The following is a 25,171-nucleotide window of genomic DNA, read 5'->3' on the forward strand; positions in this document are numbered from 1 at the left end:
CCAGATGGCCATGCCGCTGCGTCAGTCCATCAAGGTCGCTACGTACTTGGCTGAACAGAAGCTCCGCAAGCGGGACAAGTTTCCGCTGATCGTGGAGCTGGAACCGCTCTTCGCGTGCAATCTGAAGTGCGAGGGCTGCGGCAAGATCCAGCATCCGGCGGGTGTGCTCAAGCAGCGCATGCCGGTCGCGCAGGCCGTCGGGGCGGTGCTCGAATCCGGTGCCCCCATGGTGTCGATCGCGGGCGGCGAGCCCCTGATGCACCCTCAGATCGATGAGATCGTGCGGCAGCTGGTGGCGAGGAAGAAGTACGTCTTCCTCTGCACCAACGCGATGCTGCTGCGCAAGAAGATGGACAAGTTCAAGCCCTCTCCCTATTTCGCCTTCGCCGTGCACATCGACGGGCTGCGCGAGCGGCACGACGAGTCGGTGGCCAAGGAGGGTGTGTTCGACGAGGCCGTGGAGGCGATCAAGGAGGCCAAGCGGCGCGGCTTCCGGGTCACCACCAACTCGACCTTCTTCAACACGGACACCCCGCAGACCGTCATCGAGGTGCTCAACTTCCTCAACGACGACCTCAAGGTCGACGAGATGATGATCTCGCCCGCCTACGCCTACGAGAAGGCGCCCGACCAGGAGCACTTCCTGGGCGTGGAGCAGACCCGTGAGCTGTTCAAGAAGGCCTTCGCGGGCGGCAACCGCAGGAAGTGGCGGCTGAACCACTCGCCGCTGTTCCTCGACTTCCTCGAGGGCAAGGTCGACTTCCCCTGCACCGCCTGGGCGATTCCGAACTACTCGCTCTTCGGCTGGCAGCGTCCCTGCTACCTGATGAGCGACGGGTATGTGCCGACGTACCGCGAACTCATCGAGGAGACCGACTGGGACAAGTACGGCCGCGGCAAGGACCCGCGCTGCGCCAACTGCATGGCGCACTGCGGCTACGAGCCCACCGCCGTCCTCGCCACCATGGGCTCCCTGAAGGAGTCCCTGCGCGCGATGCGCGAGACGGTCTCCGGAAACCGGGAGTGACGCGATGACCGCCATCTCCTTGGGCGTCCCCGAGGTACCGGCCCGGCCGATCGCCGAGCGGCGCGTGTCGCGGCAGATCCATGTCGGGCCGGTGGCGGTCGGGGGCGGGGCCCCGGTGTCGGTGCAGTCGATGACGACGACCCGTACCTCGGACATCGGCGCCACGCTCCAGCAGATCGCCGAGCTCACCGCGTCCGGCTGCCAGATCGTCCGTGTCGCCTGTCCCACCCAGGACGACGCGGACGCGCTCGCGACCATCGCCCGCAAGTCGCAGATCCCGGTGATCGCGGACATCCACTTCCAGCCGAAGTACGTGTTCGCCGCCATCGAGGCCGGGTGTGCCGCGGTGCGGGTGAACCCCGGCAACATCAAGAAGTTCGACGACCAGGTGAAGGAGATCGCGCGGGCCGCGAAGGACCACGGCACGCCGATCAGGATCGGGGTCAACGCCGGGTCGCTGGACAAGCGGCTGCTGCAGAAGTACGGCAGGGCCACTCCGGAGGCGCTCGTCGAGAGTGCGCTGTGGGAGGCGTCCCTCTTCGAGGAGCACGGCTTCCGGGACATCAAGATCTCGGTCAAGCACAACGACCCGGTCGTGATGATCGAGGCGTACAAGCAGCTCGCCGCGCAGTGCGACTACCCGCTCCACCTCGGCGTGACGGAAGCCGGCCCCGCCTTCCAGGGCACGATCAAGTCGGCGGTCGCCTTCGGGGCGCTGCTCTCGCAGGGCATCGGCGACACCATCAGGGTCTCGCTCAGCGCCCCGCCCGCCGAGGAGGTCAAGGTCGGCCTGCAGATCCTGGAGGCGCTGAACCTCAAGCAGCGCCGGCTGGAGATCGTCTCCTGTCCGTCCTGCGGCCGCGCGCAGGTCGACGTCTACAAACTGGCCGACGAAGTCACGGCCGGACTTACGGGCATGGAAGTCCCGTTGCGGGTAGCCGTGATGGGTTGTGTGGTCAACGGCCCGGGTGAGGCGCGGGAGGCGGACCTCGGGGTCGCCTCCGGCAACGGCAAGGGGCAGATCTTCGTCAAGGGCGAGGTCATCAAGACCGTACCCGAGTCGAAGATCGTGGAGACCCTCATCGAGGAAGCGATGAAGATCGCCGAACAGATGGAACAGGACGGCGCGTCGGGGGAGCCGGCCGTCACCGTGAGCTGAACAGCACGGACCGAAGGGGGCCCGAGCGTGACCATTCTGGAGAACATCCGGGGACCACGCGACCTGAAGGCGCTGTCCGAGACGGAGCTTCGCGAACTGTCCGAAGAGATCAGAGAGTTCCTGGTGCACGCGGTGGCCAGGACCGGCGGGCACCTCGGGCCCAACCTGGGGGTGGTGGAACTCTCCATCGCGCTGCACCGGGTCTTCGAGTCGCCCGTCGACCGCATCGTCTGGGACACCGGCCATCAGAGCTATGTACACAAGATCCTGACCGGCCGTAAGGACTTCTCCAAGCTGCGCGGAAAGGGCGGCCTGTCGGGCTATCCCTCGCGCGAGGAGTCCGAGCACGACATCGTGGAGAACAGCCACGCCTCCACGGCGCTCGGCTGGGCCGACGGCCTCGCCAAGGCCCGCCAGGTGCAGGGCGAGAAGGGACACGTCGTCGCGGTCATCGGCGACGGCGCCCTCACCGGTGGCATGGCCTGGGAGGCGCTGAACAACATCGCGGCCGCCAAGGACCGCCCGCTGATCATCGTCGTCAACGACAACGAGCGCTCGTACGCGCCGACCATAGGCGGACTCGCCAACCACCTCGCCACCCTGCGCACCACCGACGGCTACGAGAAGGTGCTCGCCTGGGGCAAGGACGTCCTGCTGCGCACACCGGTCGTCGGCAACACCATCTATGAATCGCTGCACGGCGCGAAGAAGGGTTTCAAGGACGCCTTCGCCCCGCAGGGCATGTTCGAGGACCTGGGCCTCAAGTACGTCGGCCCGATCGACGGGCACGACATCGGGGCCGTCGAGTCGGCGCTGCGCCGCGCCAAGCGCTTCCACGGGCCGGTCCTCATCCACTGCCTGACGGAGAAGGGCCGCGGCTACGAGCCCGCCATCGCCCACGAGGAGGACCACTTCCACACCGTCGGTGTGATGGACCCGCTCACCTGCGAGCCCCTCGCCCCCTCCAATGGGCCCTCCTGGACCTCGGTGTTCGGCGACGAGATCGTCGCCATCGGCGAGGAGCGGGAGGACGTCGTCGCGATCACGGCGGCCATGCTGCACCCGGTGGGGCTCGGCAAGTTCGCCGCCCGCTTCCCCGACCGGGTGTGGGACGTCGGCATCGCCGAGCAGCATGCGGCGGTGTCCGCGGCCGGCCTCGCGACCGGCGGGCTGCACCCGGTGGTCGCCGTCTACGCCACCTTCCTCAACCGTGCCTTCGACCAGCTCCTGATGGACGTGGCGCTGCACCGCTGCGGGGTGACGTTCGTGCTGGACCGGGCCGGCGTCACGGGTGTCGACGGGCCGTCCCACAACGGCATGTGGGACATGTCGATCCTCCAGGTCGTGCCGGGGCTCAGGATCGCCGCGCCGCGCGACGCCGACCAGCTGCGGGGGCAGCTGCGGGAGGCCGTCGCCGTCGACGACGCCCCGACGCTGGTCCGCTTCCCGAAGGAGTCGGTGGGGCCCGAGATCCCTGCGATCGACCGGGTGGGCGGCCTCGACGTCCTGCACCGCGGTCCGGACACCCCCGAGGTGCTGCTGGTCGCCGTCGGCGTGATGGCGCCCGTGTGCCTCCAGGCCGCCGAGCTGCTGGAGGCGCGCGGCATCTCGTGCACCGTCGTCGACCCGCGCTGGGTCAAGCCCGTCGACCCGGCGCTCCCCGGGCTCGCCGCCGAGCACCGGCTGGTGGCCGTGGTCGAGGACAACAGCCGTGCGAGCGGCGTCGGCGCCGCGGTGGCGCTCGCGCTCGGGGACGCCGAAGTCGATGTACCCGTACGGCGGTTCGGGATCCCGGAGCAGTTCCTCGCGCACGCCAAGCGCGGGGAAGTGCTCGCCGACATCGGCCTCACACCGGTCGAGGTGGCCGGACGGATCAGCGCGAGCCTCGCCGTCAAGGAACAGCTGGACGGCACAGTCAAGGAGAGGGCTGAATGACCAAGGAGTTCGACCTCGGCGCACTCCTGGCCGAGCGCGGAGCCGAGCGCTACGAGCTGCACGCGAAGTACCTGAACCACCAGCTCCCGCGCATGCTGCACACCATCGGCTTCGACAAGGTCTACGAGCGCGCCGAGGGCGCCCACTTCTGGGACGCGGACGGCAACGACTACCTGGACATGCTCGCCGGGTTCGGGGTGATGGGCCTGGGCCGCCACCACCCCGTCGTCCGCAAGGCGCTGCACGACGTCCTCGACGCCTCCCTCGCCGACCTCACCCGCTTCGACTGCCAGCCGCTGCCCGGACTGCTGGCCGAGAAGCTGCTCACCTACAGCCCGCACCTGGACCGCGTGTTCTTCGGCAACAGCGGTACGGAGGCGGTGGAGACCGCGCTGAAGTTCGCCCGGTACGCCACCGGGAAGCCGCGGATCCTGTACTGCGACCACGCCTTCCACGGCCTGACCACCGGATCGCTCTCGGTCAACGGAGAGGACGGCTTCCGCGACGGCTTCGCCCCGCTGCTGCCCGACACGGCCGTACCGCTCGGCGATCTCGACGCTCTCGCACGGGAGCTGAAGAAGGGCGACGTCGCAGCCCTGATCGTGGAGCCGATCCAGGGCAAGGGCGTGCACGAGGCCCCGCCCGGCTATCTGCGCGCCGCGCAGGAGCTGCTGCACAAGCACAAGGCGCTGCTCATCGCCGACGAGGTGCAGACGGGACTGGGCAGGACCGGGGACTTCTACGCCCACCAGCACGAGGAGGGCGTCGAGCCGGACCTGGTGTGCGTGGCCAAGGCCCTCTCCGGCGGTTATGTGCCCGTCGGCGCCACCCTCGGCAAGGACTGGATCTTCAAGAAGGTCTACTCGTCGATGGACCGGGTGCTGGTCCACTCGGCCAGCTTCGGGTCCAACGCCCAGGCCATGGCGGCGGGCCTCGCCGTGCTGTCCGTCATGGAGAACGAGCAGATCGTCGCCGGCGCGCGCGTGACCGGAGAGCAGCTGAAATCCCGGCTCACCGCCCTGATCGACAAGTACGAGCTGCTCGCGGACGTCCGCGGCCGCGGCCTGATGATCGGTATCGAGTTCGGGCGGCCCAAGTCACTGAAGCTGCGCAGCCGCTGGACGATGCTGCAGGCCGCGCGCAAGGGCCTGTTCGCGCAGATGGTCGTGGTACCGCTGCTGCAGCGGCACCGGATCCTCACCCAGGTCTCCGGCGACCACCTGGAGGTGATCAAGCTGATCCCGCCGCTGACCATCGGCGAGGAGGACGTCGACCGGTTCGTCGACGCCTTCACCGCCGTGATGGACGACGCCCACAGCGGCGGCGGACTGATGTGGGACTTCAGCAAGACGCTGGTGAAGCAGGCGGTCGCCAACCGCTAGCAGGCCCCGCGGCCGGGACCGTGCAGCGGTCCCGGCCACCCGAATATTCGATCGCGCGAGCGATCATCCTGGGGCACAATCGCCGGATGCCGACCACCGCGGAGCAGTTGCTCTCCGCACTTGAAGGACTGCCTTTCCCGGCCCGTCTCGCCCGCACCGCGAGGACCGCCCGCCGGCTCGCGGAGCAGGGGGAACTCGCTCCGCTCCTCGCCGAACTCGACACCCGCGGCCCGTACGGGCGGCGCCTGGCCGCGCTGGCTGCCCTCGTCGGCCGGGACGCCGGCTTCCTCGCCGGACGGCTCGCCGACCCCGACGCGGTGGTCTCCGGGTACGCCCTGCGCGCGGCCCGGACCCTGCCCGTGCCGGACGCGGCGATCGAGGCGGCGTACGACAACGCGCCGGCCGCGCTGCGGGGCCGGCTGGCCCGTCTGCTGGCCTCCGGCGGCCGCAGCGCGCTCGCCGAGCGGCTGGTGGCGCGGCTCGGCGAGGAATGGGGCGAGACGGAGGCCGCGCGTCTGCTGCCCGCCTGCTCCACGCCGTTCGTCGCACGGGAGTTGCCCCGGCTCGCGCACGCCGTCGACGGCTGGACGCGGCTCGCCCGGCGCCACCCCGGCCCGGTGCTGGAACACGCCGAGCGGGCTCTGGCCGACCGGGCCGACCTCCCGGCCCGGGAGGAGTGGTGGCGGCTGAACGCCACGACGGTCGCGGCGCTCGCCCCGCGCCGGCCCGAGGGAGTCCTCGCCCTCCTCGAACGGTACGGGCCGCCCAGCCTGCCACCCGGCCTCTTCGGCGGGCTCGGCGCGCTCGTCGACGCCGACGCCGAGCGTGTCGTCCGCTGGATCATCTCCCCCGACCGGAACGCACCGCGCCACGAGCCCGCACCACCGCCCGGTGTGCTGCGCAGGCTGGTGCGGGCCGAGCCGCCGTCCCTGCCGCTGCTGGGCCGCCACTGGATGCAGCGCCACGGCCACTTCGCCGGACTGCTGAAGGCCATGGCGCCGGGCAGGCGCGCGGCCTTCCTCGACGCCACCGCGGACGGGACGAACTGGGACCCGGCCCTGTCCGTGCTCGGTCTGCTGCCGCGCGAGCGTCGCTGGGCCGAAGTGCGCAGGGCCGCCGCCGAGTTCGGCGACCGGGTCGACGACTGGGAGGACCTGGACACGCTCGCCCACGGCCCGTACGACGAGGCGCGCGCCACACTGCTGGCCGCGACCCGGCGGTCCGAGGCGTACGAGCGCGCCGCCGCGTGGCCGCTGTTGGTCGCCTGCGCCGCCCGGGACGGCGGCCGGGAGGCGGTCACCGAGGTGCTCGGTGCGGCGGCCCGGCTGCGCAACGACCAGGACCCTGTGCGCGCGGCCGCGCTGGAGGGGCTCGCGGGGATGCATCCACGGCTGTTCGCCCCCGCCGACGCCGACCGGCTCGACCGGATCGCCCTCGACGCCCTCGCGGCCCGGGACTGCTCGGCCGACAGCCTCAAGGCGCTGCGCACCCTCGCCGGGCGCGTCCTGGTCGAGTACGCCGCGGACGGCGAAACAGCACTGCGCGCCTGGGCGTTGAGCACCCTGGAGCGGATGGTGGGCCGGGTCGGCGTACCGGACTTCGGGCCGTTGCACCGCGTTCTGCGGCGCGGCCAGGAGCACGAGGTGTTCGAGGCGCTGCGCCCCTGGCTGGAGGCCGCGGCCGGCAGGTCCGACTTCCGGCTGCTGCTGGGCCTGGCCGCCGCGTTCGGCCCGCGGGCCCGGCGGATGCCCGCGCTGCAGGACCTGCTGGCCCTGGCGCTGGAGCGCGGCGACGACATGACGTTCGAGGCGGCCGCGGCCCTGTGGCTGGCACCGCCCGCCACCCGCGGGGAACGGGTGGCCCGGATCGTCGGACAGGAGCCGTCGGCGGTCGTGCTCGCGCCGGTACGGCGTGTGCTGTCCCGCGACCGTACGGACCTGCTGGACGCCCTGCTGGCCGACACCCCGCCGTACGGGCGCTTCCTGGTCGCCGGGGCCGCCCGCCCGCTGCCGGACCTCGGCGCCGCCGACCGCTGGCTGCCCCGCCAGCAGCTGGCCGCGGCACGGCTCGCCGAAAAGGTGGCGGAGGACCGCTCCCTCCCGCTGGACGACCGGGCCGCCGCGATCCGCGCCGCCGCCCCGGTGCCGGAGCTGGGCCTGGCCCTGGCCATGCGGCACAAGGACGACGAGGAGGTGGTCGTCGCCGAGGCGGCGCTCGTCGCGCTGCCCTGGACCGACCGCCCGCGGGAGGCCCTGCCGGTGCTCCTGGAGCAGGCCGGCGATGACCGGGCCCGGGTCGCGGTGTACGCGGCGAGCCGCGCCGCCCGCTTCACCGCCCCCTCCGAACTGGCCACCGCACTGGGCGAGTTGCTGACCGGGGAGCGGCCGGCGAAGGTGACCTCCCGCAAGGAGGCGGTACGTCTCGCGGCCCGCTTCCTGCCGCCGCGCCGGGCGGTGGCGCTGCTCGCGCGCGGCTTCGCCCCGGGCGCGCACCCCGACGTGCGGACCGCCGTGATCCGTGCCCTGCCGCCGCTGCTGGGCGTGCCGGCGGCCTGGCAGCTGCTGGACGCCGCCGTGCGGGACGACACCCCGGGCGTGCTCCAGGCCGTCGTCGAGGTGGCCCCCTGGGAGCTGGCCGACGGGCACCGCGGCCGGTATGCCGCGGTGGTCGAAGCGGTCTACGACCCCGGCCTCGCCTCCTACGACGGCTTCTTCGCCTACGGCTTCCTGCGCGGACTGACCCCCTGGGCCCGGTACGCGCCGGGGCTGGCCGTGCGGCTCGCCGGCACGGTGGGCGACCTGAGCAGCCGGGAACACTGGCAGCACGCGGGGTGGGTGCTGCGCGACCTGGCCCTCTCCGGCCTTCCGCATCCGGTGGGCGGCGCGGCCGAGGGCAGCGCTTTCCACGGCGCGGTGACCGGACTGCTGGGCGCGATGCACACGCCCGAGGGCGGCGCCGAGGCGTTGGAGGACCGGGACCTGCCCGCGCTGCAACGGCTGCGGTCCCTGGTGGCACCGTCGTACGATGGCGTCGCGCGGCCCGAGGTGCTGGAGGAGATCGCGGCACTGCTGACGCCGGAGCCGCTGCTGGCGGCCGAACGCGCGGGTCTGCTGCGCCGGCTGGTGGACCGGACCGAGGAACCGGACCGCCTGCTCGGGCGGCTGCTGGACCTGGCCGGAGCGCTGGAAGGCGCCGGAACGGCCGTCGCCCTTCAGGTCTCCTCCCAACTGGAGGCGGGCTGGGCGCACCGGGCCCGTCCCGAGCACGTCGCGGCCCTGCTGGCGGCGGCGGAGCGGCTGGCCGGCGACGGCGGCACCGTCCGCGGTCTGCTCGCGGCGCAGCTGGTGTCCCGCACGGCTGCCGGTGTCGGCTGGCCGGAGGAGTGGCGGTCGTTGCTGCGGCGGCTGCGCCGGCACCCCGACCCGGACGTACGGACCCAGGCGTACCAGACGATGACGGCGAGAGAGTGACGCAACCGGCCGGCTTCTGCCTCTGAGGCCCCGAGCTGCTTTTGCCTCTGAGGCAAGAAAATTGCCGCACAGGCAATTACAGGGCTGAATGGAGAGCATGAGCTCTCCCGAGACCGGGCTCTCTCCCGAGACGGGGCCCTCGGCCGGGCCGGACGAGGTCCTGCCCGCCGTCGCCCCTCAGCTGCGCGCGCTGCGCCGTCGTGCCTCCCTGACGCTGGAGGCCGCGGCGGGTGCCGCCGGGCTGTCGGCCGCCCATCTCTCCCGGCTGGAGACCGGGCAGCGTCAGCCCTCGCTGCCGGTGCTGCTCGCCCTCGCGCGTATCTACGGTACGACCGTCTCGGAGCTGCTCGGCGAGACGGTCGCCGACCGGGACGCCGTGGTGCGTGCCGCCGACATGGAACCGACCGTCGCGGGCGGCTGGACCTACTGGCAGGCCGGCGCGTCCGGCCGCGGTATGCAGGCCCTGCGCGTCCACGTGCCGCACGGCTCGCAGGGCGACATCGTGCGGGTGCACCCCGGCGAGGAGTGGCTGTACGTCCTCAAGGGACGGCTGCGGCTGCGCCTCGGGGACACCACGCACCGGCTCGCCCCCGGCGACAGCGCGCACTTCGACTCGCTGACCCCCCACCGCATCGCCGCCCAGGATCCCGACGGCGTGGAGCTCCTGTTCGTCCACACCCTGCTGCAGAGCCCCACGGCCACCCTGTGCCTGGGCCCGATCACCGGAGAGATGCCATGAGCAACAGCAACATGGAGGAGAAGTTCCCCCGCGCCCTATGGGTGCGTCTGATCATCTACATCGCCGTCGGGCACCTCTTCGCGGCCTTCGTCTACCTGCTGTTCGAGGTGGGAGCGAAATAGCGGCCGGGCTCAGTCCAGCAGCCGCTCGCGCAGCCGCTCGCGGAGTTCCGGGGTGAGCCCGAGGCCCTGCTCCAGGTAGGTGTCGACGTCGCCCCACGTCCCCTCGATCGTCTCGAAGGCCGCCGCCAGATACTCGGCACGCGCCTCGAACAGGGGGCTGAGCAACTCCATCACCTCGGGGGAGTAGGCCGCGGCCGAGCGGCTGCTGCGGTGCACCTTGTAGCGGCGGTGCTTGGCGTTCGACTCCAGGTAGTCCGCGACGATCGCCTCGCGCTCGACGCCCAGCGCGAGCAGGGTCACCGCTATGGACAGGCCCGCACGGTCCTTGCCCGCCGCGCAGTGCATCAGGGCGGGCACACTGTCGTCGGCGAGCGAGCGCAGCACGTGCGCGTGCTCGGTGGTGCGCTCCTTGATGATCCTGCGGTAGGAGACGATCATGCGGTTCGCCGCCTTGCCGTCGCCGAGGAGCTCGCGCAGCTGCTCGATCTCGCCCTCCCTGACCATCTTCCAGAACCCGGCGCCGTCCGCCGGGTCCGTCAGGGGGAGGTTCACATTGCGCACGCCCGGCAGCTCGACGTCCGGGCCCTCCAGCTTCTGATCCGCGGCGTTGCGGAAGTCGAAGATCGTGTGCAGCCCCAGGGCGGACAGGAACTCGGCGTCCCCCTCGGTCGCGTGCGCGAGGTGGCCGCTGCGGAACAGCATCCCGTGGCGCACCCGCCGTCCGTCCACCGTCGGAAGTCCGCCCACGTCACGGAAGTTGCGGACCCCCGCCAGCTCGGGTTCGGTCGACGGGACCTGCTGCGTCACGTGGGCTCCTCCCAGTCCGCCCGGCCGGCGCGGCTCGTCGTCGGGCACCCTCCCGACGATACGACATGGATTCCTGGGGCAATGAGTTGTCCACAGGCGTTGCGACCAGGCCTCACGTGGCTTGATGATGTTGCGGATTGGTCGCACCTGTTCGGATGTGTGAGGGCTTGATGCTGGAGATCGCAGACAACGGCCGTACGTGGCTCCTCTCGGGGCCGGCCAGCAGTTACGCCGTCCATCTCACCGAGGACGACGAGCTGCTGCACCTGCACTGGGGCCCCCGGATCGCGCTCGCCGACGCCGAGGCACTCGCCGTCCGCCCGCTGCCCGACTACCGGCCCTTCGAGTCCCCGCTCGACGGACGCGAGGAGTACCCGGTGGAGGGCGGCCCCCGCTTCGTGCGGCCCGCCCTGTCCGTGCGCACCGACGAGCGGCGCGGCACCGAGTGGCGCTTCGAGAGGTACGAGGCGGAGGGCGACCACCTCCGGCTGGGCTTCCGGGACGGTGGGCTCGCTATCACGCTGCACTACCGGATGCGGCACGACGTCGTGGAACGCTGGGTGACCCTCGACAACGAGGGACCCGCCCTGGAGCTGCTGCGGGCCGACTCCGCGACCTGGACACTGCCCGAGCGCGAGGAGTGGCGGCTGTCCCAGCTGCACGGCCGCTGGGCCGCCGAGTCCCGGCTGACCGCCTCGCCTCTCACCTACGGTGAGAAGGTCATCGGCAGCCGCCGCGGCCACACCGGCCACCAGCACCTGCCCTGGGTCGCCCTCGACACCGACGCCACCGAGGAGTACGGCGAGGTCTACGGCTGCGCTCTGGGCTGGTCGGGTTCCTGGCGGATCGCGGTGGCGCAACTTCCGGACGCGCGCGTGCAGATCACCGGCGGCGTCGGTTACGACGACTCCGGGCTGCTGCGGCTGGAGCCGGGGGAGTCGTACACCACCCCCGTCTTCGCCGGTCTGTGGAGCGACGGCGGCTTCGGCGGCGCGAGCCGCGCCTGGCACGCCTACCAGCGTGCGTACGTCATCCCGGACGCCGACCAGGACCGGCCGGTGCTGTTCAACTCCTGGGAGGCCACCGAGTTCGACATCTCCGAGGAGCAGCAGGGTGCCCTCGCGCGGCGGGCCGCGGCGATCGGCGTCGAGCTGTTCGTGGTCGACGACGGCTGGTTCGGCAAGCGCACCAGCGACCGCGCGGGACTCGGCGACTGGACGGTCAACCGGGACCGCTTCCCGAAGGGCCTCAAGCCTCTCGCGGACTATGTGCACGCCCTCGGCATGCAGTTCGGCATCTGGGTCGAGCCCGAGATGGTCAACCCGGACAGCGACCTCTACCGCGCGCACCCCGACTGGGTGCAGTTCCAGCCGGGTCGGAAGCGGACGGAATTCCGCAACCAGCTCGTGCTGAACCTGGCCCGGGAGGACGTGCGGGAATACCTCTGGGAGCAGCTCGACGCGCTCCTCTCCAGCGCCCCCATCGACTATGTGAAGTGGGACTTCAACCGCTGCTTCACCGACGCGGGCTGGCCCGGCGAGTCCTACCCGCAGCGCCTCTGGGTCGATCATGTCCGGGGCCTTTACGCCCTGTTGGGCCGGCTGCGGGCGGCCCACCCCGGTGTGGCCTTCGAGTCCTGCTCGGGCGGCGGCGGACGGATCGACCTCGGGATCATGAGCCGTACGGACCAGGTGTGGACCTCCGACAACACCGATCCGCTCGACCGGCTCGCCATCCAGCACGGCTTCAGCCAGATCCACCCCGCGCGGGTGATGGCCGCCTGGGTCACCGACAGCCCGAACACCCAGCTCAACGGCCGGGTCAGCTCGCTGCGCTTCCGGTTCGTGAGCTCCATGGCCGGCGTGCTCGGGGTCGGCGGGGACCTCACCCGGTGGACCGAGGAGGAGCTCGCCGAGGCCGGCGAGTGGGTGGCGCTCTACAAGGAGATCCGGCCGCTGGTGCAGCACGGCGACCTCTACCGGCTGCGGCCCCCGCGCGGCGGGCTGAGTGCGGTGCAGTACATGCGCGGGGACGAGGCGGTCGTCCTCGCCTGGCTCCAGGCGCAGAGCCACGGCGAGCCCGTACCGGCGCTGCGACTGCGGGGCCTCGACCCGACAGCCTGGTATGAATGCCCCGAAACGGGCGAAATCCATAGCGGTGCCGTATTGCTGCATCACGGTCTGAGGACGGGATTGCGTGGCGACCTCGATGCGGCAGTTTTCCGTCTGCGGCGCATCTGAGCCTTCTGTCCGGTTTGGCGCTCCTTCTGCCTCTTCATTCCAACTCGCTCCCGAATAGGGGAACCTGGAGCAGGGGCACGTGAGGAGCGTCATATCCGTGACGGTGCGTGGCGCGTCATGTCCACGTAATTCATATGCTCAACAAGGCTGTTTGACGGAGACGATCACCCCGGAATTCACGCAGGGTCACGGCGTTTTCTCTCAAGGGATCAATAAAAACGCATTCACGGGGAACCGGCACTTGTTCCTCTGCGTCTTGGTCGCTTACGTTCGCCACCAATCCGGACGGACGCCCAATCCTGCCGCCGCCCGGTACCCGCAAAACTCACCCGTGAACGGCAGGAGCGGGGGACCCACAGGTACAACTGCCTGTTCCGGTCTCCGGAACGGCTAGGGGTAAAGCCGCGTCGCATGCGCGGCCGGGCATCTCCAGCCCGAACCCGACAGCTCACCTCGCAGGCGCCGGAGAGGAATTCGTCATGCCCGCGAAGGGTAAGCACCGTCGCCCGAAGCCCCAGCGCTTCACCCGTTCCATCGCCGTCGCCGGAACCGGTGGCGCCGCACTCGCTCTCCCGCTCATGGGGGCCACCGGCGCCCATGCCGCCACCACTCAGTCCCCTCCCCGGGCGGTTTCCGAAAAGGCCGTCCAGTCCCTTCCGGTCGCCGAGAAGAAGGCGGCCCGGAAGAGTGCCGGCGGCAATGCGGGTGTGCGGACCTATTCGGTACGGGCCGGCGACTACCTCTCGAAGATCGCCGACGAGCAGCATGTCGCCGGCGGCTGGCACAGGCTCTACTCGGACAACCGCAGGGCCGTCGGCGACGACCCGTCGCTGATCCACCCGGGCCTGAAGCTGACGATCGGCCGGAAGGCCGCGACGGACACCGCCAAGTCGTCCTCCTCGTCCGCCTCGAAGACGTCCTCCTCCGCCGGCAGGGCGACCGCCACCAAGGCCTCCCAGTCCGCCCCCACCGGCTTCACCCTCCCGGTGATCGGCGGCACCATCGGCACCGGCTACCACGTGGCCGGCAGCATGTGGTCCAGCGGCTACCACACCGGCGTCGACTTCGTCGTCCCGACCGGCACCTCCATCAAGTCCGTGGGCGCGGGCACGGTCGTCTCCGCGGGCTGGGGCGGTGCCTACGGCAACCAGGTCGTCGTCAGGCTCGCCGACGGCTACTACGCCCAGTACGGCCACATGTCCCAGATCTCCGTCTCGGCCGGCCAGTCCGTGACCGAGGGCCAGCAGCTCGGCCTGTCCGGCGCGACCGGCAATGTGACCGGCCCGCACCTGCACTTCGAGATCCGGACCACGCCCGACTACGGCTCCGACGTGGACCCGGTCGCCTACCTCCGCTCGAAGGGCGTCGGCGTCGGCTGACATCCCCCGCAGTCAACTGCCTGACACAGCTGCCGAAGGCCGGACCTCGATCCCCGGGTCCGGCCTTCGGTGTCGCCGCACAACATCGCTGACGCCTCAACAGCCCTGGTAGGAAGGTTATTCCGGGCTTGGTGAACACTTTAGAAGTGGCTTATCTCACCGCGCGTCAACCCTTTCCTACGGTCGCGTAGGTCACATTCGAAGGTGAATCATGGTCGGTGTGGCAGACGATTCGAAGAGTGACAGCAGATCAGTGATCGGGTCGTACGTTGCGGTGGGGGACAGCTTCACCGAGGGCGTCGGCGATCCCGGCCCCGACGGGGCGTTCGTCGGCTGGGCCGACCGGTTCGCGGTACTTCTCGCGGACCGGCGACCCGAGGGCGACTTCAGTTACACCAACCTCGCCGTACGCGGCAAACTGCTCGACCAGATCGTGGAGGACCAGGTACCGCAGGCCGTCGAACTGGCGCCGGACCTGGTCTCGTTCTGTGCGGGCGGCAACGACATCATCCGTCCCGGCACCGACCCCGACGAGGTCGCCGAGCGTTTCGAGCGGGCGGTGGCCAAGCTCACCGAAGTCGCCGGCACCGTCATGGTGACCACCGGCTTCGACACCCGTGGCGTCCCCGTGCTCAAGCACCTGCGCGGCAAGATCGCCACCTACAACGGTCATGTCCGGGCCATCGCCGACCGGTACGGCTGTCCCGTGCTCGACCTGTGGTCCCTGAAGACCGTCCAGGACCGCAGGGCGTGGGACGGCGACCGCCTTCACCTCTCACCCGAGGGGCACACGCGTGTGGCGTTGCGCGCCGGGCAGGTCCTCGGTCTCGAGGTGCCGGCCGACCCGGACCAGCCCTGGCCGCCGCTCCCGCCGCGCGGCACCCTCGAGGTGCGACGGGACGACGTGCACTGGGCGCGTGAGTACCTGGTGCCGTGGATCGGCCGCCGGCTGCGCGGCGAGTCGTCCGGGGACCACGTCACGGCGAAGGGTGCGCTGTCGCCGGACGACATCAAGATGCGGATCGCTTCGGTGGCCTGAGGGCTGCCAGGAGTCGCCTGAAAACCGTACTGGGCGGGGTGCTTCGGATGGCTGGAGAACGGCCCTCGCCGCGACGGGCGGTGAAGCGGCCCGGTGGCACTGAGCCCCCGCCGAGTGCGGGGCTCAGTGCTCCGAAGCCGTCGACATCGCCCGCTCCAGCCCCAGTTCCCGGGCCAGCGCCTCGTCCACCCACTCCTGGGCCCGTGCCCGCGACACCGCACCGGCGTACGAGGTCAGCTGTACGGCGAGCCCGTCCAGCAGGGCGGTCAGCCGCAGAGCCGCGCCGTGCGGGTCCGGGCAGTCGAACTCGCCCGCGGCCACGCCCTCCGCGATGACCTCGGCGATCGCCGCCTTCCACTGTCTGTCGAGGTCGCGCGTGACCTCCCGCAGCGAGGGCTCGCGCAGCGCCGCCGCCCAGCCCTCGATCCACAGCCGCCAGCCCTTGGCCTGGCCCGTCGGCGCGTACCAGCGCACCGCCGACCGCAGTCGCCGCAGCGCCGTCGTACGGCGGCCGAGAAGCCGGCGCAGCTGCGCGAGGTCGTCCTCGGCCGCGAAGGTGAAGGCCGCGGCGACCAGCTTCTCCTTGGTCGAGAAGTGGTACAGCACCAGCGCGTTGCTCACGCCGAGCGCCGAGGCCACGTCGGCGATCCTGACCGCCGCCACACCCCGCGCCTCGATCTGCCCGATGGCGGCTCGCAGCAACTCCTCGCGCCGCTCGGCCACACTCAACCGCACTCTCGCCACGCCGTCACCCTATTCCGTCGCCGCTGACAGCGCCGGGTGAGGCCGTCAGTTGGCGGGTTCCGGAGGGTGCGGGCTGCGGCCGTACCCCTGCCCGACCCGGCCCGTCGTCACCGGTACCAGCCGAAGCGTTCCGCGATCACCGGCAGCCGGTCCGCGACGATGGCGTGCGCGGCCGCCCGCGGGGTCGTCCCGTCGGACTCCGCGCGGGCCAGCATCTGCTCGGTCAGGGCGCGCATCGAGCGGCGGGTGTGGGTGAACGCCTCCTCCGCGTCCGCGCCGATGTCGCCGAACAGGGTCCACCACCACCAGGCGTTGGTCCCGGAGTTGACGACCACGTCCGGCAGCACGGTCACCCCGCGCGCGGCCAGCAGCTCCTCAGCCTCGGGCAGTACGGGCATGTTCGCCGCCTCGACGATCCACCGGGCGGTGATCCGCTCCTGGGCGTCGGTGTCGATGGCGTACGAGACCGCCGCGGGCACGAGCACCTCCGCCTCGGCCGACAGCCAGGCGTCACCGGGCAGTTCACGGTCGGCCGGGCGCAGGACCGCACGGTCCACGGTGCCGTAGGTGTCCCGCGCGGCGAGCAGCGCCTCGACGTCGAGACCGGCCGGGTTGGCGATGGTGCCCTTGATGTCGGCGACGGCGACGACGGTGAGCCCCGCGCGCGCGAGGAACCGCGCCGTCGCCCCGCCCATCGTGCCCAGCCCCTGCACGGCGACCCGTGTCCCCGTGTACGGCACGCCCGCCCGGTCCAGGGCGGCCAGCGCCGACTCGGCGACCCCGCACCCGCCGACCAGCTCGTCCAGACCGATGCCGCCCACCTCGATCGCGAACGCGTCCGCGAGCCTCCGCCGCGCCGCCGCCTCGTCGTCGAGCAGCGGATACACGGCCTGGACCGACGACACCAGGCCCGCCTCGGCCGCCGCCCGGTCCACCAGGTCCTGGCTGAGACCGAGGTCCTCGCCGGTGGTCCAGAAGTTTTCGACGTACGGCTTCATGGCGCGCAGGTAGCGCACCAGGAGCGCGTACGCCCCGGGGTCCCGGGGATCGCAGTCGATGCCGCCCTTGGCGCCGCCCAGGGGGACGTAGCGACCCTCGGGGTTGTAGTGCAGCGCCTCCTTCATGGTCATTCCGCGCGCGAGGCCGGTCACCTCTTCGAGGGTGCAGCCCGCGCGCATGCGCAGTCCGCCGCTGGAGACGCCGCGCACCAGCCGGTCGACGACCAGGAAGCCCTGGCGGCCGGTGAGGTGGTCGGTCCAGGCGACCGACATCAGGGGGGCGGTCATGCGGTCTCCTCGCGGATGGTGATCAGGGTGGCGGCGCCGGCGGCGAAGGCCCCCATTTACTGAATCGGCAGTCAGTATCGGAACCGGGGGCACAGCGTGTCAACGGACGGATCGATCACCTCGGCGCCGGCAGGGCGACGGGAATGGACGCCGACGGTCCGCGGTTCACCGAGCGGTAGGCAATCTTTGGGCTTTCCTTGGAATGAGTCCGCAGCGCCCCGGACGACCCAGGTGTTGTCGGAGGAGCCGACCATAATGGAATGCCTCGTCGACTCCCTCCTGGAGGTACCGTGTCCGGTTTCCGTTCCCTGAGCTCCGGGCTCCGCGCGCTGCAGCCCGCGGGCTTCGGCGCGGACCCGAGCGGTGAGCGCCTCGCGCGCATCCGCAGGTCACCGCACTTCAAGGACGGGGTCTTCCAGAATCCCGGAGGCACCGCCAGGACCAGGCCCTCCGGCTCCACACTGGACTTCGCGAAGGTCTTCTTCGACAAGGACGAGCGGCCCCGGCGCGCCCCCAAGGGCACCGTGCCGGTCTACCCCACGACGCTCGCCGACATCGCGAAGCCGCCGGCCACCGGACTGCGGCTGACCTGGATGGGGCACTCCAGCGTGCTCGCCGAGATCGACGGGCAGCGGGTGCTCTTCGACCCCGTGTGGGGCGAGCGCTGCTCCCCGTTCTCCTTCGTCGGCCCCAAGCGGCTGCACCCGGTGCCGCTGCCGATCGCCGCGCTCGGCCCGGTCGACGTAGTCGTCATCTCGCACGACCACTACGACCACCTGGACCTGCCCACCATCAAGGCCCTGGCCGGCACGGACACGCTGTTCGCCGTCCCCCTCGGCGTCGGCGCCCACCTCGAACACTGGGGAGTCTCGGCCGACCGGCTGCGCGAGCTGGACTGGCACGAGGCGACCAAGGTCGGCGGCCTCACCCTGACCGCCACCCCGGCCCGCCACTTCTGCGGCCGCGGCCTGCGCAACACCCAACACACCCTGTGGGCCTCCTGGTCCGTCGCCGGTGACGAGCACCGGATCTTCCACAGCGGCGACACCGGCTACTTCGACGGCTTCAAGGACATCGGCGCCGAGCACGGACCCTTCGACGCCACGATGATCCAGATCGGCGCCTACTCCGACTTCTGGCCCGACATCCACATGACGCCCGAGGAGGGCATGCGCGCCCACCTCGACCTCCAGGGCGGCGAGCCGCACGGCGTGATGATGCCGATCCACTGGGCCACCTTCAACCTGGCCACACACCCCTGGGCGGAGCCCGGCGAGGGCACGGTCGCGGCCGCCCGCGCCACCGGTTCCCGCGTCGCCCTGCCCCGCCCCGGAGAGCCCTTCGAGCCCACCGCCGAGACCGTTCCCTCCGAGCCGTGGTGGCGCGCCGTCGCCCAGGCCCCGGCCGGCGGCTGGCCGACGGCGGACGTGCTGACGAAGGCGGCGATCAAGACGACCGCCGACTCCGGCGCCGAGGCCCAGGCCGGGGCCGACGGCAGGTCCGCGGAGGGCACGGGGGAGCCGGAGACGGTATCGGCGGGCTGACCTCGGCAGGGGGGCGGTGACGCGACCCGGCAGGCCGGGAGAGGATTCCGGCATGAGCGGTCAGCACACGGTGACGGTCGGCGTCGACCTCGCGGCGAGTGCACGGCGTACCGCCGTGTGCCGTGTGGTGTGGGCAGCCGACGGTGCCCCGGCGGCGGAGTTCGTCGTGCCGGAAGGGGACGAGGACCTGCTGGCGCTGGTCCGGGCCGCCGACAAGACCGGCCTCGACTGCCCGCTCGGCTGGCCGTCCAGCTTCGTGGACACCGTCCTCGCCCACCACCAGGGCCTACGGCTGCCGCCGGCCGCCCGGTTCGGGGAGCGCACGGACGGCCGTCCGGGCCTGGACGCGCTGCGGTTCCGGCTGACCGACGACCTCACCTGGAAGGCGACGTCGATGCGCCCTCCGCTGTCGGTCTCCACCGATCTGCTGGGCGTGGTGGCGTTGCGTGCGGCCCGCCTCCTGGACGCACTCGCGGCCACCGGCACCCCGGTGCCCCGGGACGGGTCGGGTCAGGTCGCCGAGGTGTACCCGGCCGCCGCGCTGCGGCGGTGGGGCATCCGCCCGGCCCGCAGCTACAAGAGCGCCACGCCCGAGGCGCGCGAGGTCCGCGAGCGCATCCTTCTCACGGTCGAGGAGGGCCTGGGGCCGGTCCTGCCCGAGCCCGTGCGCTCCACGTGCGCCGACAGCCACGACCACCTGGACGCCCTGCTCTGCGCCCTGGTCGCGCGGGCCGTTCTGGTCGGGGACACCCGGTGGCCGGAGACCGCGCAGGAGCGCGCGGCCGCCGGGCAGGAGGGCTGGATCCACCTGCCGGGCGGGGAGCTGGCCGCCCTTCGCTGACGACACCGCCGGCCGAAGGGGGCGCGAGCCGGCGTCTCAGCCCTGCGCGGGCCCCTCCACATTGAACGTGGACTGCCCCGTCCCCGCCCTGGTGACGATGATGTCGGCAGGTTCCGCCGACGGATTGCTCTCCCGGTGCACGGCGCCCTTGGGAACGTAGATGAAGTCGCCGGGACCGGCTTCGACCGTGCGCGAGCCGTCCGGGCCGAACTCCATCCTCAGAGCGCCGGTCAGGACGTAGATCACCGACTCGTGCTCGCCGTGGTGATGCCAGCCGGAGGCCGCCCCGGGTTCGGTGCGGACGAATCCCGACCACATGCCGTCGGTGGCGAACGCCTCCTGCCGGTCCATTCCCGGTGTCGCGGGCCCGGGCCGCCGGTCGCCGGGACGGGCGACGGCAACCTCGTCGTGTGGAGGCTCCATGAGGGCTCCTTCCGTTCGGGCCGTCGAACGGCGGCCCCGTCTCCCCACCAGGCTAGCCAGGGGCCCTGACGAGGCGAACCGTGGTGTGATGGCGCCGTGAGCCGCGCCGCCGAAGAATCGAACCGCCGCATGCTGCGGGCCAGGGACGCGATGGACCGCGCCTACGCGCAGCCGCTGGACGTGCCCGCCCTGGCCCGGATCGCCCATGTCTCCCCGGCGTATTTCGCCCGCACCTTCCGCGCCACGTTCGGCGAGACACCGCACCGCTATCTGCAGCGCCGCCGCGTCGAGCGCGCCATGTTCCTGCTCCGGGAGACCGACCGCAGCATCACGGACATCTGCTTCGAGGTCGGTTTCGGCAGCCCGGGCACCTTCAGCCGCACCTTCCGCGACGTCGTCGGCCGCTCGCCCAGGGAGTACCGCAAGCAGGCCGTCGCCCTGGACGTCCCCACCTGCTTCACGATGGCGTGGATGCGGCCGAGCGCCTGATGGACCCCTCGTCGGTCCGAACGTTCGTCCTTCTGCTCGTTCCTCGGCGGACAGAGCAGTTTCGGATAAGTTTTCGCGGGGCCGGGCTCGTAGCGTGATGCTCATGTTCACAGCAATCACGCACTCGCAGATCTACGTCCTCGACCAGGACGAGGCGCTCGACTTCTACGTCGGCAAGCTGGGCCTGGAGGTCAACACCGACGCCGACCTCGGCTTCATGCGCTGGCTCACCATCAACGTCCCCGGCCAGCCCGACCGCGAGGTCCTGCTGGAGCGGCCGGGCCCGCCGCGGCTGTCGGAGGAGACCGCGGAGCAGGTCCGCGAGCTGCTCACCAAGGGCGCGACGGGCGGCTTCCTCATCTTCCGGACCGAGGACTGCCGCAAGACGTACGAGACCCTCAAGGCCAAGGGCGTCGAGTTCACCGAGGAGCCCACCGAGCGGCCGTACGGAATCGACTGCGGCCTGCGCGACCCCTTCGGCAACAGCATCCGCTTCACCCAGCCGAAGGGCTAGGTCAATACACTCAGTGACGTTCGGGGGATGACTTCTGGAGGCGCGTGAGCGTCCCGAACCGGTCCCGGCGGGCTGTCGGGCGTACAGAAAAGAGCATTCGGCGAGGGCCGGGGAGCAGTCGCACCCCGGCCCTCACTCTTTCCTGGTGACCGCTTCTGACCAGCTCTGATCGATCCTTCATTCGGCGGGATCATGTGCCCGCTGGGTTTATCGGTCTGTCGTACGAGCCCTCATACCAGAGCGGGACGCTGTGCGTGGGACTTTGTCAACTGCCCACCGCACATGATGCGTTGGCGACTACTGTGAGTGTCCATCGGGCGACGCATGCCCGAACCGCGCAGCACGCGCCCCAGGCACCGACGGATCAGTACGACGAGGACACCGATGTCTCACCTTCGCGCACCGGCCGCACGCGCAGACCGCCGCGAGGGCGGGCGGCACGGACGGCCGGTTGCCCGTCCCGTCCCCTCGCTGCCCGAGACACGCATACGGCCCCAACTGCTGCGGCTCGCCGTGCTGCCGCCGGTCGCGGTCGCCCTGAGCGCGAGCGCGGCCGTCCTGTTCACCGTCCGCACCACGGGAGCACGGCCCAGCCTCACGCTGTGGGGGGTGCTGGCCGGTGCCGCCGCGGTGGCGCTCACAGGGATCCTGATCGCCTCCGTCGCCGCCGACCGCACCGCCCGGTCGGTGAGCGACCGCCTCGGCGCCCTGCGCCGCATCAGCGGCCGCGGCGAGGCCGATCTGCGCGCCCTCGTCGACTCGCTGCGCCGCGGCGACACCCCGCCCCCGCGCAAGCCCCGCAGCGCCCCCGCGGACGATGCCGACGACTTCGAGCTGCTCGCCGCCGATCTGACCCGCGCGCACGACGGCGCCGTCACCGCCGTCGTCCAGGCCGCCCAGCTCTCCAGCCAGGCAGGCAGCGAGCAGAAGCTCGAGGTCTTCGTGAACCTCGCCCGGCGGCTGCAGTCCTTGGTGCACCGGGAGATCTCCATCCTCGACGATCTGGAGAACGAGATCGAGGACCCCGACCTGCTCAAGGGCCTCTTCCACGTCGACCACCTCGCCACCCGGATCCGCCGGCACGCCGAGAACCTCGCCGTCCTCGGCGGCGCCGTCTCCCGCCGGCAGTGGAGCAACCCCGTCTCCATGACCGAGGTGCTGCGTTCCGCCATCGCCGAGGTCGAGCAGTACTCCCGGGTCAAGCTGGTGCCGCCGATCGACGGCACCCTGCGCGGCCACGCCGTCGCCGACGTCATCCACCTGCTGGCCGAACTCGTCGAGAACGCCACGGTGTTCTCCGCCCCGCACACCCAGGTCCTGCTCCGCGCCAACCTCGTCACCTCGGGACTCGCCGTCGAGGTGGAGGACCGCGGTCTCGGTATGCCGGTCGCCGAGCAGAAGAAGATGAACGCCCTGCTCGCCGACCCCGACCAGGTCAATGTGGCCAGCCTGCTCGCGGACGGCCGCATCGGACTGTTCGTGGTCTCGCAGCTCGCCCGGCGGCACGGCATCAACGTCCGGCTGCAGACCAACATCTACGGCGGAGTGCAGGCCGTGCTCGTCGTACCGCAGGGGCTGCTGGGCGCGACGCCGGGCGTACCCGGGGGTGCGGCGCAGCCGCACGGTGTCACGGGTGCGACGGGGATGTCCGAGCCGTCCATCCCGCCGCGCGCCCAGCCGCAGCCGCAGGCGTCGCCCGGTCCCCGACCCGAGACCGCCGGGCGTCGCGTCACGCCCCCGCCGCCCGCGCAGCACACGACCGCCGCCCCGAACGGCAATCCGCCGTGCGGCAGCACCGGGGCCGGCGGCGGACCGGCGCCGCTCCCGGTGCGCGGGGCCCACGAGGAGCGGGCCAATCCCGCGGAGGCCCTGCCCGGCATCCGGCCCGACGACCGGCGGCTCGTCGAGGAGAACGCGGCCACCCCGCCCACGCCCCGCACCGGCACCGTCCGCGGCACCATGGGCAAGCCCCAACTGCCGCGCCGCCGTGCCCAGGAGCACATCGCACCCCAGCTGCGGGACGGCCCGGCGCCACGCCAGGAGTCGGAGTACCTCGCCGGCCACGACCCGGGCCTGATGGCCGCCTTCCAGCGCGGCATCGGCCTGGCGGAGGCCCAGCAGAGCCTCGAGTCGGAGCGCTCCGAGTACGCGGAGCACTCGGAGTACTCATCGGAGTACACAGGCGCCGTACGCACGGCCTCATCCGCGCACCTGGAGCCGGACCACATGTCCTCGCCACACATGGATGCGTCCCACATGGATGCGTCACACGTGGATTCGGCGCACATGGAATCGGCGCGCACGGAGGCTGCCTACCCGGCCCCGGAGCCCATGGAGCAGACGGCGCGCATCGAGTCGCGCCCCCTCACCGACCCGGCTCACACCGGGGCCGCATCCCTCCTCCCGAGCTCGTCCCTGGACGTCCGCCACACGGACGTCACCGCCACCACCCCGCCGCCCTCCACTGATCCACCGCACATGGACCCGGCCCACATAGCCGAGGCGCGCCCCGCGTCCGCGCGCGGCACCGACCGTCCCACCCGGCACGACGGGAGCGCACCAGCCGGATGACCACCCCTGTTCCCACCCCCACCGCTCCCGCAGACCTTCGTACCCCAAGGAGTCGATCCACCATGGCGAGCGATGCGCCCACCGGCCATGTATCCGATCTCGACTGGCTGATGAGCGGCCTCGTGCAGCGCGTACCCCACACGACCAGTGCGGTACTCCTGTCCTGCGACGGGCTCGTGAAGTCGGTCCACGGCCTCGATCCCGACAGCGCCGACCACATGGCCGCGCTGGCCTCCGGCCTGTACTCCCTCGGCCGCAGCGCCGGGGTCCGCTTCGGCGACGGCGGAGACGTCCGCCAGGTCGTCGTCGAACTCGACTCGACGCTGCTGTTCGTGACCACCGCCGGCTCCGGCACCTGTCTCGCCGTACTGGCCGGCCGCGAGGCCGACGCGGCGGTGCTCGGCTACGAGATGGCGATGCTGGTCAAGAGCGTCCGCCCCTACCTGGTCACCGCGCCCCGGCAGCACGCCGTCGAACCCACGGCGATGAGGCCTTGAGCGTGGCGGCGGTCGGCGACGGGCCCTGGCTCGACGACGCGGCCGGTCGGCTGGTGCGCCCCTTCACGGTCAGCAACGGCCGCACCCGGCCCACCATCGCGCTCGACCTCCTGTCGCACGTGATGGCCACCGGGGCCACCCCCCTCGGCTACCTCGGCCCCGAACACGCGCAGGCGCTCGACCTGTGCCGCGCTCCCGTCTCGGTCGCCGAGGTCGCCGCCCACCTGAAGCTGCCGGCGGTGGTCACCAAGGTGCTGCTGTCGGACCTCGTCGACTGCGGGGCGCTCACCACCAAGCCACCCGAGTTCCACCACAACCCGACTGACCGGGCCCTTCTGGAGGCAGTGCTCGATGGACTACGACGACAGCTCTGACCCCTTCCCCACCGCACTGAAGATCCTGGTGGCGGGCGGGTTCGGAGTCGGCAAGACGACCTTCGTGGGCGCGGTCAGCGAGATCGCGCCGCTCAGCACGGAGGAGCTGCTCACCACGGTCAGCGCCGCGACCGACTCTCTCGACGGGATCGAGAACAAGGTCGAGACGACGGTGGCCATGGACTTCGGCCGCATCACCCTCGACCCGGAACATGTGCTGTACCTGTTCGGCACGCCCGGGCAGGAGCGGTTCTGGTTCATGTGGGACGAGCTCTCCGAGGGCGCGCTCGGCGCGGTGATCCTCGCCGACACCCGCCGCCTGGAGGAGTGCTTCGCGGCCGTCGACTTCTTCGAGCAGCGCGGCCTCGGCTTCATCGTCGCGATCAACGAGTTCGACGGCTCGTACCGCTACGACCCCGAGGAGGTACGCGCCGCCATCGACCTCGACCCGGCGATCCCCGTCGTGCGCTGCGACGCCCGGATCTCCAGCTCGGGGGTGCAGACCCTGCTGACCCTCGTACGGCACCTCATCGCCCACGCCCCGGCGCACGCGCCGAGCCACGGCGCCCACATGTGATCCCCGCACACC

At 71.6% G+C, this 25,171-nt stretch carries 22 protein-coding genes and 1 riboswitch; of the genes, 18 read left to right on the plus strand and 4 right to left on the minus strand.

Annotated elements, in window-relative coordinates; all coding sequences use genetic code 11:
* Positions 1 to 4: 4 nt before the first annotated feature.
* From hpnH to ABT254_RS14745, 7 genes are all read left to right on the plus strand, one after another.
* A complete protein-coding gene (hpnH, locus tag ABT254_RS14715) occupies positions 5 to 1,027 on the plus strand; it encodes an adenosyl-hopene transferase HpnH (RefSeq protein WP_351468710.1) in 1,023 nt (340 codons plus the stop codon).
* Positions 1,028 to 1,031: 4 nt separating this feature from the next.
* The gene (ispG, locus tag ABT254_RS14720; protein ID WP_351468713.1) at positions 1,032 to 2,186 is read left to right on the plus strand and encodes a flavodoxin-dependent (E)-4-hydroxy-3-methylbut-2-enyl-diphosphate synthase; all 1,155 of its coding nucleotides are present in this window, start codon (positions 1,032 to 1,034) and stop codon (positions 2,184 to 2,186) included.
* 27 nt (positions 2,187 to 2,213) lie between these two features.
* A complete protein-coding gene (dxs, locus tag ABT254_RS14725) occupies positions 2,214 to 4,121 on the plus strand; it encodes a 1-deoxy-D-xylulose-5-phosphate synthase (protein WP_351468716.1) in 1,908 nt (635 codons plus the stop codon).
* Positions 4,118 to 5,503, plus strand: a complete 1,386-nt coding sequence (locus ABT254_RS14730; RefSeq protein ID WP_351468718.1) for an aspartate aminotransferase family protein — start codon at positions 4,118 to 4,120, stop codon at positions 5,501 to 5,503. Before dxs ends, ABT254_RS14730 begins: the two co-directional genes overlap by 4 nt.
* Positions 5,504 to 5,589: 86 nt before the next feature.
* The gene (locus ABT254_RS14735; RefSeq protein WP_351468721.1) at positions 5,590 to 8,973 is read left to right on the plus strand and encodes a hypothetical protein; all 3,384 of its coding nucleotides are present in this window, start codon (positions 5,590 to 5,592) and stop codon (positions 8,971 to 8,973) included.
* Between the two features lie 97 nt (positions 8,974 to 9,070).
* On the plus strand, positions 9,071 to 9,712 hold the full coding sequence (locus ABT254_RS14740; protein WP_351468724.1) for a helix-turn-helix domain-containing protein: 642 nt from the start codon (positions 9,071 to 9,073) through the stop codon (positions 9,710 to 9,712).
* Positions 9,709 to 9,834 (plus strand): DUF6126 family protein, encoded by a 126-nt coding sequence (locus tag ABT254_RS14745; RefSeq protein ID WP_344400340.1) that lies wholly within the window; start codon positions 9,709 to 9,711, stop codon positions 9,832 to 9,834. The genes ABT254_RS14740 and ABT254_RS14745 overlap by 4 nt, the downstream gene beginning before the upstream one ends.
* Positions 9,835 to 9,843: 9 nt before the next feature.
* Here ABT254_RS14745 and ABT254_RS14750 read toward each other — a convergent pair whose 3' ends face one another.
* Entirely contained in the window at positions 9,844 to 10,641 is a 798-nt protein-coding gene (locus ABT254_RS14750; protein WP_351468727.1) for a tyrosine-protein phosphatase, read from the minus strand.
* A gap of 170 nt (positions 10,642 to 10,811) precedes the next feature.
* On the opposite strand from ABT254_RS14750, the gene ABT254_RS14755 reads away from it, so the two are divergent.
* From ABT254_RS14755 to ABT254_RS14765, 3 genes are all read left to right on the plus strand, one after another.
* Positions 10,812 to 12,881, plus strand: a complete 2,070-nt coding sequence (locus tag ABT254_RS14755; protein WP_351468730.1) for an alpha-galactosidase — start codon at positions 10,812 to 10,814, stop codon at positions 12,879 to 12,881.
* Positions 12,882 to 13,188: 307 nt separating this feature from the next.
* Positions 13,189 to 13,356, plus strand: a riboswitch (cyclic di-AMP (ydaO/yuaA leader).
* Between the two features lie 4 nt (positions 13,357 to 13,360).
* Positions 13,361 to 14,260: a M23 family metallopeptidase gene (locus ABT254_RS14760; RefSeq protein WP_351468733.1), complete on the plus strand. Its 900-nt coding sequence runs from the start codon at positions 13,361 to 13,363 to the stop codon at positions 14,258 to 14,260.
* Positions 14,261 to 14,513: 253 nt separating this feature from the next.
* Entirely contained in the window at positions 14,514 to 15,299 is a 786-nt protein-coding gene (locus ABT254_RS14765; RefSeq protein WP_351469145.1) for an SGNH/GDSL hydrolase family protein, read from the plus strand.
* 123 nt (positions 15,300 to 15,422) lie between these two features.
* Here ABT254_RS14765 and ABT254_RS14770 read toward each other — a convergent pair whose 3' ends face one another.
* Positions 15,423 to 16,043: a TetR/AcrR family transcriptional regulator gene (locus ABT254_RS14770; protein ID WP_351468736.1), complete on the minus strand. Its 621-nt coding sequence runs from the start codon at positions 16,041 to 16,043 to the stop codon at positions 15,423 to 15,425.
* Between the two features lie 107 nt (positions 16,044 to 16,150).
* The gene (locus ABT254_RS14775; RefSeq protein WP_351468739.1) at positions 16,151 to 17,329 is read right to left on the minus strand and encodes a glutamate dehydrogenase; all 1,179 of its coding nucleotides are present in this window, start codon (positions 17,327 to 17,329) and stop codon (positions 16,151 to 16,153) included.
* A 290-nt stretch (positions 17,330 to 17,619) separates the two neighbouring features.
* On the opposite strand from ABT254_RS14775, the gene ABT254_RS14780 reads away from it, so the two are divergent.
* Positions 17,620 to 18,873 carry an MBL fold metallo-hydrolase gene (locus tag ABT254_RS14780; protein ID WP_351468741.1) on the plus strand — a complete coding sequence of 418 codons (1,254 nt, stop codon included), beginning with the start codon at positions 17,620 to 17,622 and terminating at the stop codon, positions 18,871 to 18,873.
* Between the two features lie 52 nt (positions 18,874 to 18,925).
* The gene (locus ABT254_RS14785) at positions 18,926 to 19,714 is read left to right on the plus strand and encodes a DUF429 domain-containing protein (RefSeq protein WP_351468744.1); all 789 of its coding nucleotides are present in this window, start codon (positions 18,926 to 18,928) and stop codon (positions 19,712 to 19,714) included.
* A 36-nt stretch (positions 19,715 to 19,750) separates the two neighbouring features.
* Here the strand turns inward: ABT254_RS14785 and ABT254_RS14790 are convergent, their stop codons facing one another.
* Positions 19,751 to 20,137, minus strand: a complete 387-nt coding sequence (locus ABT254_RS14790) for a cupin domain-containing protein (protein WP_351468747.1) — start codon at positions 20,135 to 20,137, stop codon at positions 19,751 to 19,753.
* A 96-nt stretch (positions 20,138 to 20,233) separates the two neighbouring features.
* On the opposite strand from ABT254_RS14790, the gene ABT254_RS14795 reads away from it, so the two are divergent.
* The 6 genes from ABT254_RS14795 (at position 20,234) to ABT254_RS14820 (ending at position 25,159) form a co-directional block, all read left to right on the plus strand.
* The gene (locus ABT254_RS14795; RefSeq protein WP_351468750.1) at positions 20,234 to 20,626 is read left to right on the plus strand and encodes a helix-turn-helix domain-containing protein; all 393 of its coding nucleotides are present in this window, start codon (positions 20,234 to 20,236) and stop codon (positions 20,624 to 20,626) included.
* Between the two features lie 103 nt (positions 20,627 to 20,729).
* Entirely contained in the window at positions 20,730 to 21,140 is a 411-nt protein-coding gene (locus ABT254_RS14800) for a VOC family protein (protein ID WP_115913750.1), read from the plus strand.
* A gap of 384 nt (positions 21,141 to 21,524) precedes the next feature.
* On the plus strand, positions 21,525 to 23,711 hold the full coding sequence (locus ABT254_RS14805) for an ATP-binding protein (protein ID WP_351468754.1): 2,187 nt from the start codon (positions 21,525 to 21,527) through the stop codon (positions 23,709 to 23,711).
* Positions 23,712 to 23,773: 62 nt separating this feature from the next.
* The gene (locus ABT254_RS14810; RefSeq protein WP_030936144.1) at positions 23,774 to 24,208 is read left to right on the plus strand and encodes a roadblock/LC7 domain-containing protein; all 435 of its coding nucleotides are present in this window, start codon (positions 23,774 to 23,776) and stop codon (positions 24,206 to 24,208) included.
* A gap of 2 nt (positions 24,209 to 24,210) precedes the next feature.
* Entirely contained in the window at positions 24,211 to 24,582 is a 372-nt protein-coding gene (locus ABT254_RS14815) for a DUF742 domain-containing protein (RefSeq protein WP_351469148.1), read from the plus strand.
* Positions 24,560 to 25,159, plus strand: a complete 600-nt coding sequence (locus ABT254_RS14820; RefSeq protein WP_099932743.1) for a GTP-binding protein — start codon at positions 24,560 to 24,562, stop codon at positions 25,157 to 25,159. Before ABT254_RS14815 ends, ABT254_RS14820 begins: the two co-directional genes overlap by 23 nt.
* Positions 25,160 to 25,171 lie beyond the last annotated feature (12 nt).

It is taken from the genome of Streptomyces sp. NPDC001137, assembly GCF_040298885.1.
Lineage (GTDB): Bacteria > Actinomycetota > Actinomycetes > Streptomycetales > Streptomycetaceae > Streptomyces.

Coding starts and splice junctions, on each gene's coding strand:
- hpnH (WP_351468710.1), top strand. CDS start 5: ATGGCCATGCCGCTGCGTCAGTCCATCAAGGTCGCTACGTACTTGGCT.
- ispG (WP_351468713.1), top strand. CDS start 1,032: ATGACCGCCATCTCCTTGGGCGTCCCCGAGGTACCGGCCCGGCCGATC.
- ABT254_RS14730 (WP_351468718.1), top strand. CDS start 4,118: ATGACCAAGGAGTTCGACCTCGGCGCACTCCTGGCCGAGCGCGGAGCC.
- ABT254_RS14735 (WP_351468721.1), top strand. CDS start 5,590: ATGCCGACCACCGCGGAGCAGTTGCTCTCCGCACTTGAAGGACTGCCT.
- ABT254_RS14740 (WP_351468724.1), top strand. CDS start 9,071: ATGAGCTCTCCCGAGACCGGGCTCTCTCCCGAGACGGGGCCCTCGGCC.
- ABT254_RS14745 (WP_344400340.1), top strand. CDS start 9,709: ATGAGCAACAGCAACATGGAGGAGAAGTTCCCCCGCGCCCTATGGGTG.
- ABT254_RS14755 (WP_351468730.1), top strand. CDS start 10,812: ATGCTGGAGATCGCAGACAACGGCCGTACGTGGCTCCTCTCGGGGCCG.
- ABT254_RS14760 (WP_351468733.1), top strand. CDS start 13,361: ATGCCCGCGAAGGGTAAGCACCGTCGCCCGAAGCCCCAGCGCTTCACC.
- ABT254_RS14775 (WP_351468739.1), bottom strand. CDS start 17,329: ATGACCGCCCCCCTGATGTCGGTCGCCTGGACCGACCACCTCACCGGC.
- ABT254_RS14785 (WP_351468744.1), top strand. CDS start 18,926: ATGAGCGGTCAGCACACGGTGACGGTCGGCGTCGACCTCGCGGCGAGT.
- ABT254_RS14790 (WP_351468747.1), bottom strand. CDS start 20,137: ATGGAGCCTCCACACGACGAGGTTGCCGTCGCCCGTCCCGGCGACCGG.
- ABT254_RS14800 (WP_115913750.1), top strand. CDS start 20,730: ATGTTCACAGCAATCACGCACTCGCAGATCTACGTCCTCGACCAGGAC.
- ABT254_RS14805 (WP_351468754.1), top strand. CDS start 21,525: ATGTCTCACCTTCGCGCACCGGCCGCACGCGCAGACCGCCGCGAGGGC.
- ABT254_RS14810 (WP_030936144.1), top strand. CDS start 23,774: ATGGCGAGCGATGCGCCCACCGGCCATGTATCCGATCTCGACTGGCTG.
- ABT254_RS14820 (WP_099932743.1), top strand. CDS start 24,560: ATGGACTACGACGACAGCTCTGACCCCTTCCCCACCGCACTGAAGATC.